We start from the raw sequence: 14,588 nt of genomic DNA, 5'->3' as shown, positions 1-14,588 counted from the left end.
CGGCGGCATGCGGCAGGAACTAATCCGGATCGTCGCGTGTCTCTTGTGAGTGCCGCCGGCTAGGTCGCGTGGCTGCACGATACACCCCAATGGTGACAGGTGAAAGCAACGTCCCGGTGCGGTAAGATGGCACATAATGCACGGGTCACGTCATTCCGGGCGCGACGAAGTCGCGAACCCGGAATCCGGAAATTGTCGGTAGGAAATTCCGGGTCGGATTACTTCGCCACGATCTCCGGCACCTTGCCGGCGGGCGGCGTGTTGCGGCTGCGCTGGGTGCGGACGATGCCGTCGATGATGGTCATGCCGATGCCCGGGAGATCGCCGAGCTGAACGCTGTGCAAAAGGTTCTTGCCGGGCGAGTGCTGCGCCATGTCCATGATGACAAAATCGGCGGAGCGGCCGACCTCGACCAGGCCGCAATCGAGCTCGCGCATCCGCGCGGTGTTGCCGGTGGCGAGGCAGAACGCCAGTTCGGCGGGCAGCTCCCCAAGCGAGGACAACAGCGAGACCATCCGCAAGATGCCGAGCGGCTGCACGCCGGAGCCGGCCGGCGCGTCGGTGCCGAGGATGACGCGATGCAAATCGCCCATCTCGCGCGCGGTGCGCAGCGTGAACAGCGCCGAGCGCTCATTGCCGTTATGCACCAGCTCGAGTCCGCGCTTGCAGCCCTCGCAGATGCAGCGGATCTGGTCGTCGGGCAGTGCGGTATGGCCGCCATTGATGTGACCGACCACGTCGGTGTCGGCTTCCAGCACCACGTCCTTGTCGATCAGGCCGGAGCCCGGGATCGAGGGCCCGCCGGTGTGGATCGTGCTCTGGATGCCGTATTTGCGCGCCCAGCCGACCATCTTCCGCGCCGTCGGGCCGTCCTTGACGCCGCCGAGCCCGACCTCGCCGAGCAGCTTGACGCCGGCGGCGGCCAATTCCCTGAAATCGTCCTCCACCATCTCGCATTCGATCACCGGCGCGCCGGCATGCACCTTCACGCCGCCCGGACGCAGCGTCCAGAACGCGCGCTGCGCGAAGATCGCCATCGCCTTCAGTCCGACCACGTCGCGCGGCCGCCCGGGCATGTGCACCTCGCCGGCGGAGATCATGGTGGTGACGCCGCCATGCAGATAGCTGTCGATCCAGTTGGTCTGGTTCTGCCGCGGCGTCCAGTCGCCGGCGACGGGATGGACATGGCTGTCGATCAGGCCGGGCGCGACCGTCGTGCCATTGGCGTCGACGATGGTGGTGGCGCCTTCGGTATCGACGTCCTTGAGACGGCCGATCGCGGTGATCTTGCCGTTCTCCGCGACGATGGTATCGGCGTCCAGAATCGGCCTTTCCAAGGCTCCCGACAGCAATAGCCCGATATTGCGGACCACCAGCTTGCTGGGGCCGGTGGTCTGGGGCGCGTCGTGAGCCATGGGTGTTTTCCTTCTGTTTCTGCCGAAAATTGCCCGGGAATTTGAGCCCGGCTTGACTTTCGGATCAAGCCGGATTATTCGTTTGTATACGAACGATCGTATACAAACGATCCGGCCGGTCAACGGGGTTCAAGTTCTCGCCCCGCCGCAGCACAGATCAGGGATTGGTGCGATGAGCAATTTCAACCAGGAAAGCGTCCTCAGCGTTCATCACTGGACCGACACGCTGTTCTCCTTCACCACCACCCGCAACCCGTCGTTCCGCTTCCGCAACGGCGAGTTCACCATGATCGGCCTCAAGGTCGGCGAGAAGCCTCTGCTGCGGGCCTACAGCGTCGCCAGCGCGAATTACGAGGACACGCTGGAGTTCTTCTCGATCAAGGTTCCGGACGGCCCGCTGACCTCGCGTCTCCAGCATCTCAAGGAAGGCGACGAGATCATCGTCAGCCGCAAGGCCACCGGCACGCTTGTGATCGACAACCTCGAGGACGGCCGCAACCTCTACCTGGTCGGCACCGGCACCGGCCTTGCTCCGTTCCTCAGCGTGATCAAGGATCCCGAGACCTATGACCGCTTCGAGAAGGTCGTGCTGCTGCACGGCTGCCGCCGCGTCAAGGAGCTCGCCTATGGCGAGATGATCACCGAGCGGCTGCCGCAGGACGAATTGATCGGCGAATTGGTGCGCGACCAGCTGATCTACTACCCGACCGTGACGCGCGATCCTTTCCGCAACCGCGGCCGCATCACCGACCTCATCACCTCGGGCAAGCTGTTCGCCGACATCGGCCTGCCAGCGCTCGATCCCGCGCATGACCGCGTCATGATCTGCGGCTCGCCGGCGCTGGTCGCCGACACCCGCACGCTGCTGAATGGCCGCGGCTTCGTCGAGGGCAATCACGGCGAGCCCGCGCAGTTCGTGGTCGAGAAAGCGTTCGCCGAGCGCTGATCTTCGCACTGATCTCCAGCCCCGTCATTGCGAAGAGTTCGCGACAAAATTGCAATGCAATTTTGCGCTGAAGCGACGAAGCAATCCATCTTCCGGTACAGCCGGAAGCAATGGATTGCTTCGCTCCGCTTGACAAAGCTGATGCGGCTTACGGCCGGATCGCCGGCGTCTCGATCGGCATGCCGCGCGCCCGCGACATCAGGTAGAGCTCGAGCTCGACGAGCTCCGGCGAACCATAGTCGTAGGCCTGCGCGCGGATGCCGGTGATGCAGGCGCGCAGCCGCCGCTGCAGCGATCCGAGCGATTGCCATTCCAGCCGATAGAGCGGATAGCCGGTCGGCTGCGCCTGCGTGATCGCGCTGCCCGCGAGCTTCATGTCCCAATTATCGTCGTGGCAGTTGGTGCAGCCGAGATTGAGCTGGCCCTGCCGCTGCATGAACAGCGCGCGGCCCTTCTCGGTAAACGGCGCGAGCTCCGGATCGTCGCCGGCCGCGATCGGCACGCCACGAGACTGCTGCGCGACATAGGCTGATAGCGCCAGCAGTTCGCGGCTTTCATAGGCGAATGGCGACGCCTGCTGGTGGTTGGCGCGGCAGAGGTTGATCCGCCCTTCGAGGTCAACAGGCTTTCCCAGTGCCTTCTCGAAGGCCGGATAGTGCGCCGCGACGCCTTTCATGCTGACGCGGGCATCGTTGTGACAGTCGGCGCAGGCCTTGTCCGCGCTGCCGGCCTTGCGCTTCCACAGCGCCTCGCCGTCGAGCACAAAGAGCATGCCGGGATTGGCAGTGTCTTCGTCCTGCATCGCCCTGGTGTCCGCGCTCATGAAGCTATAGCCGGAGCGGCGCTCGACTTGCGGGATCTCGGTGGCGAGCGCTGCGCCCGCCATCGCCGTCAGCAGCGCGATGCAGCCGGCAATCCTCATTCGACCGTGATCGAAGCCTGCGCGGTCTCCGAAAATCCTTTGTCGCCGATCCACTCGAATTCGAACTTGCCGCTCTCGGTCACCGTCGTGAAGAAGGTGATGAACGGATTGGCGGCGATCGCAGGATAAAGATCGGCGCGGAAGATCTCGGTGCCGTTGAAGCGGCAAGTGAAGCTCGTGACGATGTCGCGCGGCACCACGTCGCCCGACGCGGTGTGGCGATAGCCGGTCTCCATGATGTGCGACATCAGCGTCTTGATCTCGATGACGCTGCCGCGCCTGGCCTTGGCCGGCACGTTGATCAAAGCCGATGGCATCAGATCGCCTCCTCGGTGCAGGCGGCGAGCGTCACCACGACATCAGCGGTCGCCGACCAGAACGTGTCGTCGGAGAGCCGTGCAATGGCCGTGACCTTCTGGCTGTCGGCGAGGCGGATGCGGGCCGACACCTGAGCGCGCCCGGCGCGCGGTGTGAGATAGAAATTGCCGATGTTCGGCTGCGGGTTCTTCTCGTTGAAGATATGGATGCTCTTCACATACTCGTCTGCCGTCATCGGGCTGGTGACGCTAACCGTCACCGGCACGGTGTTACCGTTCTCGACCAGCGGCGGGATGTCGAGCTTGACCTTGCCGGTCCGCACGTTGGCTTCGCCGACGACATTGCGGATCGCGGACTGCAGCGTCGCGGGCGTGGCGTCGGCCGGCCGCACGATCACCAGCGCTGCGGCACCGCCCGTGAGGCTCAGGAATGTGCGACGTGTGGTGTGCTCCGAATTCGTCATTCCTAGGTCCTAGTTCCGTAGCGTTACCAGATAGGCCACGATGTCCTCGATCTGCTCCGCCGACAGGATCGGTTTGTCGCGCCATGAGGTGCCGACGCGCGTGAGCCCATCGACTCGATAGTAGGACGGCATGATCGTCGCCGCGTTGAGATGCGCCGCATCGACCAGCCGGAGCCGCAACTGTCCTTCCGACCAGCGGGCGCCGCTCCCAGTGAGGTTCGGCGCGAGGTCGCCCTGGAACGCCTGCTCCGGAAATGGGCCGCTGTGGCAGAGGATGCAAGTCGAGGAACGCTCGACGATCAGCGCACGGCCACGAGTCGCGTCGCCCTTTGTTGCCGTCAGCGGTTGCGGGATCGCATCGCCGACCACGGTATAGGGGCGCAGTGCTTCGGCGCCGGCAGGTGCGCAAGCCGCGAGTGCGACCGCTGCGAGCAGTGCCATGAGGGAGAGCCTAGCCAAAGGCCTCTCCCGTGATGGTCCTGAACCAGTCGAGCGCCTGATCGGCCTCGCGCTGGCGCACCTCGCGCGGCGCGTCAACCGGGCTCGTGGTCACCTCGGCTTCGGCATATTGATCTTCCTTCGGCTGATAGATGCCCTTCAGCGAGAAGGCGTAGCCCGGGGCGACCGTGTTGTAGCAGGCGCCATCGAGCCGCGGCGTCTCCGGCGCCTTGCCTGCAAGTGAATTCACGATCGCCGCCGCACAGGCGCGGCCTTGCGCGGCCGCGGCGGAGGCGGATTTCGGAATGCCGCCGGCGATCGCGGCATCACCGATGACGTGAATATTGGGCACGAGCTTCGAGGCAAAGCTGACCGGATCGATCGGGCACCAGCCGGTGTGGTCGGCGGCACCGGCGATCTCGGCGATGCGGCCGGCTCGCTGCGGCGGGATCACATTGGCGACCGCGGCGGTGTAGTTGCCGAAGTCGGTGACGATCTCGTTCGTCGCCGGATCGACCGCCGTCACCCGTCCACCCTGTGACAAGGCAATTCGTTCAATCATGCCGGGATAGAGTTCCGCCCAGGCCCTCTCGAACAGCTTTTGTTGCGAATAATTGTCCTTGGCGTCGAGCACCAGGATCTTTGAACGTGGCTTCCGGGCCTTCAGGTAATGCGCGATCAGGCTGGCGCGCTCGTAGGGCGCCGGCGGGCAGCGTAGCGGCGCGGCGGGGACGGCGATCACGACGAGGCCGCCATCGTCCATGGCTTCGAGCTGCCCGCGCAGCAGCATGGTCTGCGCGCCGGCCTTCCAGGCGTGCGGCATCTTCTCCGCCGCCGCCTCGTCATAGCCGGAGAGCGCGTCGAAGCGCATGTCGATGCCAGGGGCGAGGACAAGCCGGTCATAGAAGAGGGAGGTGCCATCAGAGAGAACGATGCTGCGCGCCTGCGCGTCGACCTTGGTGGCTGCCTGTGCGGCAACTGCGATGCCGTCGGCTGCGACCTTGCCGTAGGTGAATTGCTGCGCGGAAAGCTCGCGCAGGCCTGCGATCACCTCGTTGCTGAACGGGCAGGCGGTGAAAATCTTGTTCGGCTCGATCAGCGTGACCTGGAATTTTGCATCGAGCCGCCGCAGTGCCCGCGCGCAGGCCGCACCGCCGAAGCCGCCGCCGATCACCGCGATCCGCGGCGCGCCCTGCGCCAATGACGGACGCGCCAATGCGGCCGCTGCTGCGATGGCAGCGGCGCCACGGACGACATCCCTGCGCGTCTGAAGACGCGAGACGGCCATGCACGATAATCCTGAGGAGGGGGCGGCGGCCGCTCGGGCCGCCGCTTCTGGTTTGATCAGGCGAAGCTGATGTTCTGGTTGCGCAGCGGGAAGCTGCGGATGCGTTTTCCCGTCGCCGCGAAATAGGCGTTGAGCACCGCCGGCGCCGCGACGCCGATGGTCGGTTCGCCCACGCCGCCCCAGAACCCGCCGCTCGGCACCATCACCGATTCCACCTTCGGCATTTCGTTGATGCGCATCGAGTTGTAGGTGTCGAAGTTGGTCTGCTCGATGCGGCCGTCCTTCACGGTGCAGCCGCCGTAGAAGAGCGCGCTGAGGCCGTAGACGAACGAGCCCGCGATCTGCCGTTCCACCTGCGCCGGATTGACGACATAGCCGGGATCGGTGGAGGCGACGATGCGGTGCACCTTGATCTTGCTGCCGTCGGTCACCGAGATCTCGGCGGCGCCGGCAACATAGCTGCCATAGCCCATCACCTGCGCGATGCCGCGATAGACGCCCTGCGGCGCCGGCGTGCTCCAGCCGATCTTCTCGGCCACGGCGTTGAGCACCGCGAGATGCTTGGGGTTCTTGCCCATCAGCTTGCGGCGGAATTCGAGCGGGTCCTGGCCGGCAGCCAGCGCCAGCTCGTCCATGAAGCATTCCATGTAGATCGCGTTGTGATTGACGTTGACGCCGCGCCAGAAGCCCGGCGGGACGTGCGGGTTGCGCATCGAATGCTCGACCAGCAGATTCGGCACCGAATAGCCGATCGCGGCCTCGCCGGCTTGTGCGACGCCCTGGAACGCGGCGGGGTCCATGCCGTTCTGCAGCGCTTCCGGGCGCACCGAGAACAGGATGGATTGGCCGGACAGCCGGTAGTGCAACGCGACCAGGTTGTTGTCGGCATCGAACGCGCCGGTCAGCTTGCACTGCGTGATCGGGTGATACTTGCCGTGCTGCATGTCCTCTTCGCGCGACCACAACAGCTTGATCGGCGTGCCTGGCATCTGCTTGGCGATCGCGACCGCCTGCCGCACATAGTCGGTCATGCCGCGCCGGCCGAAACCGCCGCCGAGCATCAGCTTGTGCACGTCGACCTTGTCCGCCGGCAGGCCCGAGGCCTCGAGCGCTGCGGCGAACGCCGCCTCGCCATTCTGGGTGCCGCACCACACCTCGCATCTATCAGGTGTGTAGAGCACGGTGGCGTTCATCGGCTCCATCGTGGCGTGGTTCTGGTAGGGGTAGCTGTAGACCGCCTCGACCTTCTTGGCTGCGGTGGCGATGGCCGCCTTTGCGTCGCCGTTCTGGTTGCCGACATAGGCCGGCTGCGCATTGTCGAGACCCTCGGCGAGCCAGTTCGCAATCGTCTCGCTGGAGACTTTTGCGTTGGGGCCTTCGTCCCAGACGACCGGCAGCGCATCCAGTGCGGTCTTGGCGTGCCACCAGGTGTCGGCGACGACGGCAACGGCGCTGTCGCCGACCGGCACCACCTTCTTGACGCCCTTCATGCCGGCGATCTTGGCTTCGTCAAAACTCTTCACCTTGCCGCCGAACACCCGGCAGTCCTTGATCGCGGCGTTCAGCATGCCCGGCAGCTTGACGTCGATGCCGTAGGTCATCTTGCCGGTGGTCTTGTCGACGGTGTCGAGCCGCTTCAGGCCCTTGCCGGCGATGGTCCAGTCCTTCGGGTCCTTCAGCTTGACGTCGGCCGGCGGCTCGAGCTTGGCCGCCGCCTCCGCGACCTTGCCGTAGGTCGTGGTCTTGCCCGACGGCGTGTGGGTGATGACGCTCTTCGCGGCCTTGCATTCGGAAGCAGGCACCTTCCACTCATTGGCCGCCGCCTGGATCAGCATCACGCGTGCGATGGCGCCGCCCTTGCGGACATAGTCCTGCGAGGTGCGGATGCCACGGCTGCCGCCGGTCGAGAAATCGCCCCAGGCGCGCTTGCGGGCGACGCTCTGGCCGGGCGTCGGATATTCGGTGGTGACCTTCGACCAGTCGCACTCCAATTCCTCGGCGACGAGCTGGGCGAGGCCGGTGAGGGTGCCCTGTCCCATCTCGGAGCGGGCGATGCGGATCACCACGGTGTCGTCGGGCCGGATCACGACCCAAGCGTTGACTTCCGGTGCACCGTCGGCCGCGCGCACCACGGAGGGGCCGCCGAACGGAAGATCGAGGCCGAGCGCGAGACCGGCGCCGGCGGTTGCCGTGCTGATCACGAAGGCGCGGCGATTGAGCCTTGAAGAGAGCTTTGGCATGACGTGCTGATTCATTGCTGCTTCCTCATGCGTTCGCGGCAGCATGAATCGCCTCGCGCACCTGCTGGAAGGTGCCGCAGCGGCAGATATTGGTGATGGCGTCGTTGATGTCGTCGTCGGTCGGCTTCGGGTTCTCCTTCAGCAGCGCCGCCACGGCCATGATCATGCCGCTCTGGCAATAGCCGCATTGCGGCACGTCGTCGGCGATCCAGGCGAGCTGAACCTTGTGCATCACGCCGCCCGCCGCGAGGCCCTCGATGGTGGTGATGTCCTTGCCGGCGGCTTCGCTCACCGTGACGCCGCAGGAGCGCATCGCGACGCCGTCGATGTGAACGGTGCAGGCGCCGCACTGTGCAATGCCGCAGCCGTATTTGGTCCCGGTCAGTCCGACATTCTCGCGAATCGCCCACAGCAGTGGCGTGTCGTCCTCGACGTCTACGTTGATTGTTTTGCCGTTTATTTTGAGATTTGCCATCGCTTTTCCCTGAATAGTCCAATCCACCGATTGGACTGCGGCGCGATGGTGGCCTTGAAACTGGAACGGTTCAAATCAAGAAAATGCGCTCGCAACGCGGAAGAAAGTTGATGACGTGGTGTTTGGTCGCGCGCCCCGCGCGCGCAACATGGCTGTCATGTCTTTTGCGGTGAGGCGACTACCAAACGCAGGAAACTCATGACACTGCCGAGCGCGGCAAATCCGGCACCGAGTGCCAGCGCGACGATGGCGCCCTCGCGGTCGGCCAGTGCGAAGCAGAGTGCGGCGAGTGCGGCGCCGGTGGTCTGCCCGGTCAGCCGCGCGGTCGCGACAATGCCGCTGGCGCTGCCGCTGCGATGTGACGGGGCGCTCGACATGATCGCCTTCATGTTCGGGGTCTGGAAGAAACCGAAGCCGATGCCGCAGATCATCGTGCGCCAGACGATGTTGGCGACGCTGGGCTCTCCCGGCAGGGTCGCGAGCAGCACCATGCCAAGCCCGAGCAGCAGCATGCCGATGCCGCCGAGGATGCCGGCCGGATAGCGGTCGGACAGCCGGCCGCCGATCGGCGCCATGAAGGCAACCACCAGCGGCCACGGCGTCATGAAAAAGCCGGTCTCGACCTGCGAGCGGTGCAGTATGTCCTCGAAGTAGAACGGCAGCGAGACGAAGGCGAGGCCCTGCACAGCAAACGAGCAGACGGCGGTCGCGGCCGACAGCGCGAAGATCGGCCGGCGAAACAGGTCGATCGGCAGCATCGGCGCCGGATGATCGGCATGCCGCCGGGTCAGGATCCAGCCGAACAGGATCGCGCCGACAAGCTCGGCGATGACAAGCGCAGGCGCCGTCTTGTGGGCGGCGCTGCCGATGCCGATGATGAAGAGGCCGAGGCAGGCGCAGGCCAGCGCGGCGCCGGCGAAGTCGAAGGCGTGGGTGGCGCGCGGTGTCTTGGGCAGCGTCTTCATGCCGATCAGCAAGGCTGTGATGCCGAAGGGAATGTTGACGGCGAACAGCCAGGGCCATGGACCGACAGCGAGGATTCCCGACGCGATCGTTGGTCCCAACGTAAACGCGGTCGCGACGACGAGCGCATTGTGGCCGAAGCCGCGGCCGAGCATCCGGCTCGGATAAACGAAGCGCACCAGCGCGGTGTTGACGCTCATCAGGCCGCTGGCGCCGAGCCCCTGCAAGGTGCGCGCGACCAACAGGCTCGGCAGCGACCACGCCAGAGCGCAGCCGAGGGATGCCAACGTGAACAGCAGGAGGCCGCCGAGATAGATGCGCTGATGGCCGACAATTTCGCCGAGCGCGCCGAGCGGCAGCAGCGTCGCGACCAGGGCGATCTGATAGACGTTGACGACCCATACCACCTCGGCGGGGCTGACATGCAGATCGTTGGCGATCGCGGGCAGCGCGATGTTGGCGATCGCGGTATCGAGTGAGGCCATCGCCAGCGCCGTGAAGATCGCCGCCACCGCCCAGCGTCGGGTTTCCCACGGCAATCCATCGGTGATAGGCGCCGCAGCCGCGCCGGTGGTGGGGGTCTTTTCGAGCATGCCTGACAATGTCTCCGGGGCGCCATGTACTACGCCGGCACCCCGTTCCCCAGCCGCGCCGCTGCATGATGCGTATGCGAAGCGGCCGGGCGCGGTCAGTGGTCCCGGTGCGGCCCGAACAGATAACCCTCGATCGCGCGCAGGACCCGGCGGTTCGCGGCGGCATTTGACAGGTCCTGCTGCAGGGCATGGTCGACCATGGCGCGGCTGATCACGATCAGGTCCTCGATGATTTCGTCGTCGACGGGCCTTGCGATCTCGCGACGGTGCCGGGCGAGCAGGGCGGCGACCAACTCCTTCAATTCGCTGGCCGCCGAAGAGTCTGATGACGCCGGGCGCAGGCGATCCTCCTCGGTCTCCAGGATGCGGTTGAGCCCGGCTCGCTCGGCATGCGCCTCGAGCTGAGCGCGAATGATGAGGTTGAGCGACGCGGTCAGGCTCCTGCCCTCGGACGCTGCGACCGCGTCCCGCACCTTGGCCAGCAGCGCGTCCTCGAACCGGCCGATCAAAGCCAGCGTCAGCGCGTCCTTGTTGGGAAAGTACTGGTAGACCGAGCCGACGCTGATCCCGCCGCGCTCGGCCACCGCATTGGTGTTGTAACCCTCGAGCCCGCGTTGCTCCAAAACGCGAGCCGCCGCTTCCAGAATGACCGCCACGGTTTCCCGCGAACGCTGCTGCAGCGGCTGTTTTCGGGCCTTTATGCGCCGCTTCGCCGGCATTGAGAGTCGCTCCTGAACGCGAGTTGCAGAATATGAGTAATTGCTCACATTATGAACGTGAAAGGAGAACTGATCAATGGTCACACCGCAAACGACGTCGTCCCCCGTGCTTCCCGAGCACGCGGACGATCCGCACAATTTTCACATCTTCGTCATGGTCAAGACCACGCGGCACTGGCTCGATCTGAAGACCGAGCAGCGCCTCGCCTTCCTGCACGAGGAGGTCATTCCGCTGCTCCGGCGCCGTCCCGAGCTGAGGGTGCGCTGGTTCGAGCCGGAGGCCTTCTCGACCAGGGCGACCGACGTCATGATCTGTGAAACAAGCGACCTCTCGGCCTGGGCCTGGTTCTGCGACCATTTGCGCGAGACGAGGTTTTGGGATCATTACTTCGAAGTGCTCGACATCATGCCGGCGCTCGAAGGCAATTATCTCGCCTAGAGCCGAACGCCGGCCCGGATCGTTTCGGGCCGGCGCGTCGGCAGGGTGCGGCCGAGGGCGCTCTTGCGGTGAAGTTTCTTCGCTTTTTCAGAATTATCTCTCTGATCGAGAGAGGGTGAAACGAGAAGCAAACCTCGGACAAATCATGTCGCGAGAATGCGAAGCTATGGCCCACATTGTCATCGCCCGGCTCGACCGGGCGATCCAGTACGCCGCGGCCCATCGGCTCAATCACCGACGTCTCTGGAATACTGGATCACCCGCTTTCGCGGGTGATGACACCGAACTAGCCGTTTGACAGGTGAATCAAACCGACCCGTCATCCCCGCACAAAGGCGGAGCCTTTGCGCGGGGATGACGGGACTGATAGCAGCGGCGTCCAAACATTCAATTCGTGTCCCGCGCTGCGTCACAGAATCGCGCCGAGACGACTTTCGGATAGCTTGCGTCACAGTCGCGATCGACTACGCTTGGTATGCAAGCAGGCGCGACGTCAGATCGCGCCGCAAGAGGGGACGCGCGCATTGCACGGACAGGCCGACGGGCGCAGCGATGCCATGCGAAGCGCCGGCGAGGGAACTCGGCGCCGCGCATTCACCGGCCTTTGGGTCGCAGCACTGCTGGCGATCCTCACCTTCCTGGTGATCTATCCCGTTTTCATGCTGCTGCTCGGCGCGCTCACCGACACCAATCCGGTGGTCGACGGCATCCGTCTCAGCCTGAGCCATCTGTCGATCGCCAATTTCCTCGCCGTGCTCGCCAATCCGAACGTCGCCGAAGCGCTGCTCAACACGCTGATCGCCTGCGGCGGCGGCACCGTGATCGCGGTCGCGATCGGGCTGTTGTTCTCCTGGATCGTGGTCCGCACCAACACGCCTTTCAAGGGCTTCATCGCCGCGGCCAGCATCCTGCCGCTGTTTGCGCCGCCGCTGGTCGCCGGCGTGGCCTGGGCCATCCTCGGCTCGCCAAAGACCGGGCTGATCAACACGATGTTCAAGTGGATGGGCTCCGACCTGCGCATCGATCTCTATTCGATGTGGGGCCTGGTGTTCGTGTTCGGCATCTACTACGCGCCCTATGTCTACATGTTCACCTCCTCGGCGCTGCGCAACATGGACCCGAGCCTGGAGGAGGCCGCGGAAATCTCCGGCGCCAGCGCGTTCGCCACTTTGTTCACGGTGACGTTCCCGCTGATCATGCCGGCGATCGTCTCGGGCATGCTGCTGTCGTTCATCGTGATGCTCGGCATCTACGGCATTCCCGCCGTGCTCGGCGCGCCGACCAACCTGAACGTGCTCACGACCTACATCTTCAAGCTCACCAACTGGTCGCCGCCGCTCTACAACACCGCAGCCGCCGTGGCGATCATCCTGATGGTGGTCACGGGCCTCCTGGTCTATCTCCAGCAGAAATTGCTGAGCGGACGCAGCTACACGACCGTGGCGGGCAAGGCGTTCCGGCCGCGCAGCCTCGATCTCGGGCCGTGGCGCTGGCTGACCTTCGCGCTCGGGATCGGCTATCTCCTCATCGTCGTGGTGCTGCCGTCGCTGGCGCTGATCGTCGCGGCGTTCCGCAAGTTCATGTTCATCCGCGACGCCGCGAGCCTGTTCGACATGCGGCAGTATTCGCTGGTGCATTTCGAGAGCATCTTCGACAATCCGCTGACGATGCGGTCGATCTACAACGCGGTCGAGGTCGGCGTCATCACGGCGGTGGTCGGCGGCGCGCTCGCCTTTGCGATCGGCTACACCATCCATCGCACCCGCGTCAGCGGCCGCAGCGCCATCGATCTGATCTCGACAGTGCCGGTCGCGATCCCCGGGCTCGTGGTCGGCGTCGCCTATCTCTGGGCCTGGATCGGCGTGCCCGGCGGGCTCTACGGCACGATCTGGATTCTCGCGCTGGCCTTCATCGCGCGCTTCATGCCCGACACCGTGAAGGCGCTGTCGACCTCGTTCCTGCAGATCCATCGCGAGCTCGAGGAGGCCGCCTGGGTCTGCGGCCGGGGCATGCTCGGTACCATCAGGACGATCGTGCTGCCGCTGGCGCGGCCGGGCGTGCTGGCGTCGATGACGCTGCTGTTCGTGCTGGCGATCCGCGAGCTCGGCTCGTCGCTGTTCCTTTACACCAGCAACACCATGGTGATGTCGGTGCTGCTGCTCGACTATTACGAGGGCGGCAATATCGGAAAGACCGCGGCCTTCAGCCTGGTGCAGACGGTGCTGCTCGGTGTCCTGATCGGCGGCGCCAACTGGCTGTCGCGCGGTGCCGCACAGGGCAATGTGGCGCGGACCGGATAATAACAAGAAGAGGGAAGGATTGGCGATGGATAGACGGACCTTCACCACACTGGCCACTATACTCGCCTTGGCGGGCGTCGCGACATTCGCGCCGGCGCCGGCCGCATCGGCGCAGGAGTTCGGGTCGCCGGAATTGATCGCAGCCGCGAAGGCCGAAGGCAAGCTCGTCTTCTACACCGCGAACTTCGCCGAGATCGAGCAGCAGGTGATCAAGGCGTTCAACAAGCGCTTTCCGGAGATCAAGGTCGAGATGGTGCGCGCCCCCGGCGGCCAGCTGATCACCCGTGTGAAGACGGAGGCCGCCGCCGGCAAGCTGATCGCCGATGTCGTCGACCACTCCGACCGCGCGCTGATGCAGCCGCTGGAAGACTTGTTCCAGGACTATGCGCCGCCGAACGCGGCCGATTACGATCCGCACGCGCTGATCTCGCCAAAATATTGGCCCCGCGCCACCATCGCCTGGTCGATCGGCTACAACACCGAGCTGGTGAAGGATCCGCCGAAATCCTGGATGGATCTGACCAAGCCGCAATATGACAAGCTGATCGGGCAGGTGTTCGCGCAGTCCGGCGGCACGACGTGGACCCGGATCATGTTCGAGCGCCAGGTGCTCGGCGAGGGGTACTGGGCCAGGCAGGCCGCGACCCATCCCGTGCTTTATCCCTCCGGCGCGCCGACGGCCGATGCCCTGGTGCGTGGCGAGATCGCGATAGCTCCGCTGCTCTACAACGTGATCTATCAAAAGAAGAAGGACGGCGCGCCGATCGAGATTTTCTTTCCGCCCGAAGGCGCTCCGGTCAATCCCTATGCGAGCGGCATTCCGAAGACGGCCGCCCATCCCAACGCGGCAAAGCTGTTCCTGAACTGGTGCCTGTCGAAGGAAGGGCAGACCTTCATGATCAAGGAGCTCGGCAATCTCACTTCGTTGAAGGAGCCGCCGGCGTTTCCGGAGGGGTTCGATCCCAAGGTGGTCAAGCTCTGGTATCCGAAGTTCGACGACTATGTGAAGCTGCACGCGGCGTGGGTTGCGGAGTGGGACAAGACGTTCGGTTACCGGCAGTAAGCTGAT

Annotated in this window: 14 protein-coding genes; 4 read left to right on the top strand and 10 right to left on the bottom strand. The window is 64.9% G+C overall.

What is annotated here, in order from left to right; all coding sequences use genetic code 11:
- Positions 1 to 218: 218 nt before the first annotated feature.
- Positions 219 to 1,415 (bottom strand): amidohydrolase family protein, encoded by a 1,197-nt coding sequence (locus K359_RS0103985; protein ID WP_029078195.1) that lies wholly within the window; start codon positions 1,413 to 1,415, stop codon positions 219 to 221.
- 172 nt (positions 1,416 to 1,587) lie between these two features.
- Between K359_RS0103985 and K359_RS0103980 the strand changes: the two genes are divergently transcribed.
- The gene (locus tag K359_RS0103980) at positions 1,588 to 2,361 is read left to right on the top strand and encodes a ferredoxin--NADP reductase (RefSeq protein WP_029078194.1); all 774 of its coding nucleotides are present in this window, start codon (positions 1,588 to 1,590) and stop codon (positions 2,359 to 2,361) included.
- A 148-nt stretch (positions 2,362 to 2,509) separates the two neighbouring features.
- Here the strand turns inward: K359_RS0103980 and soxA are convergent, their stop codons facing one another.
- The 9 genes from soxA to K359_RS51000 all read right to left on the bottom strand — a co-directional run bounded on the left by soxA (position 2,510) and on the right by K359_RS51000 (position 10,780).
- Positions 2,510 to 3,283, bottom strand: a complete 774-nt coding sequence (soxA, locus tag K359_RS0103975) for a sulfur oxidation c-type cytochrome SoxA (RefSeq protein WP_029078193.1) — start codon at positions 3,281 to 3,283, stop codon at positions 2,510 to 2,512.
- Positions 3,280 to 3,600, bottom strand: coding sequence for a thiosulfate oxidation carrier complex protein SoxZ (gene soxZ / locus K359_RS0103970; protein WP_029078192.1), 321 nt, complete (start codon positions 3,598 to 3,600; stop codon positions 3,280 to 3,282). The genes soxA and soxZ overlap by 4 nt, the downstream gene beginning before the upstream one ends.
- The gene (locus K359_RS0103965; RefSeq protein ID WP_029078191.1) at positions 3,600 to 4,064 is read right to left on the bottom strand and encodes a SoxY-related AACIE arm protein; all 465 of its coding nucleotides are present in this window, start codon (positions 4,062 to 4,064) and stop codon (positions 3,600 to 3,602) included. The genes soxZ and K359_RS0103965 overlap by 1 nt, the downstream gene beginning before the upstream one ends.
- A gap of 9 nt (positions 4,065 to 4,073) precedes the next feature.
- The gene (gene soxX, locus K359_RS0103960; RefSeq protein WP_035976008.1) at positions 4,074 to 4,505 is read right to left on the bottom strand and encodes a sulfur oxidation c-type cytochrome SoxX; all 432 of its coding nucleotides are present in this window, start codon (positions 4,503 to 4,505) and stop codon (positions 4,074 to 4,076) included.
- Positions 4,506 to 4,515: 10 nt separating this feature from the next.
- Positions 4,516 to 5,790, bottom strand: a complete 1,275-nt coding sequence (locus tag K359_RS0103955; RefSeq protein WP_029078189.1) for an NAD(P)/FAD-dependent oxidoreductase — start codon at positions 5,788 to 5,790, stop codon at positions 4,516 to 4,518.
- A gap of 56 nt (positions 5,791 to 5,846) precedes the next feature.
- Positions 5,847 to 8,045, bottom strand: a complete 2,199-nt coding sequence (locus K359_RS0103950) for a xanthine dehydrogenase family protein molybdopterin-binding subunit (RefSeq protein ID WP_029078188.1) — start codon at positions 8,043 to 8,045, stop codon at positions 5,847 to 5,849.
- Positions 8,046 to 8,055: 10 nt separating this feature from the next.
- Positions 8,056 to 8,505, bottom strand: coding sequence for a (2Fe-2S)-binding protein (locus K359_RS0103945; RefSeq protein WP_029078187.1), 450 nt, complete (start codon positions 8,503 to 8,505; stop codon positions 8,056 to 8,058).
- 155 nt (positions 8,506 to 8,660) lie between these two features.
- Positions 8,661 to 10,061 (bottom strand): MFS transporter, encoded by a 1,401-nt coding sequence (locus K359_RS0103940; RefSeq protein WP_029078186.1) that lies wholly within the window; start codon positions 10,059 to 10,061, stop codon positions 8,661 to 8,663.
- A 95-nt stretch (positions 10,062 to 10,156) separates the two neighbouring features.
- Positions 10,157 to 10,780 (bottom strand): TetR/AcrR family transcriptional regulator, encoded by a 624-nt coding sequence (locus K359_RS51000; RefSeq protein WP_035976004.1) that lies wholly within the window; start codon positions 10,778 to 10,780, stop codon positions 10,157 to 10,159.
- A gap of 76 nt (positions 10,781 to 10,856) precedes the next feature.
- Here K359_RS51000 and K359_RS0103930 point away from each other — a divergent pair, with 76 nt between their 5' ends.
- The 3 genes from K359_RS0103930 to K359_RS0103920 all read left to right on the top strand — a co-directional run bounded on the left by K359_RS0103930 (position 10,857) and on the right by K359_RS0103920 (position 14,582).
- A complete protein-coding gene (locus K359_RS0103930) occupies positions 10,857 to 11,219 on the top strand; it encodes a darcynin family protein (protein ID WP_029078185.1) in 363 nt (120 codons plus the stop codon).
- A gap of 524 nt (positions 11,220 to 11,743) precedes the next feature.
- Complete coding sequence (locus tag K359_RS0103925; RefSeq protein WP_245284503.1) at positions 11,744 to 13,519, top strand: iron ABC transporter permease; 1,776 nt, start codon at positions 11,744 to 11,746, stop codon at positions 13,517 to 13,519.
- 25 nt (positions 13,520 to 13,544) lie between these two features.
- Positions 13,545 to 14,582 carry an ABC transporter substrate-binding protein gene (locus K359_RS0103920; protein WP_245284502.1) on the top strand — a complete coding sequence of 346 codons (1,038 nt, stop codon included), beginning with the start codon at positions 13,545 to 13,547 and terminating at the stop codon, positions 14,580 to 14,582.
- Positions 14,583 to 14,588: the final 6 nt, after the last annotated feature.

Source organism: Bradyrhizobium sp. th-b2 (genome assembly GCF_000426785.1).
GTDB lineage: Bacteria > Pseudomonadota > Alphaproteobacteria > Rhizobiales > Xanthobacteraceae > Bradyrhizobium > Bradyrhizobium septentrionale.
The sequence above is the reverse complement of the archived record's forward strand: the minus strand, read 5'-3'. Positions and strand labels throughout refer to the sequence as shown.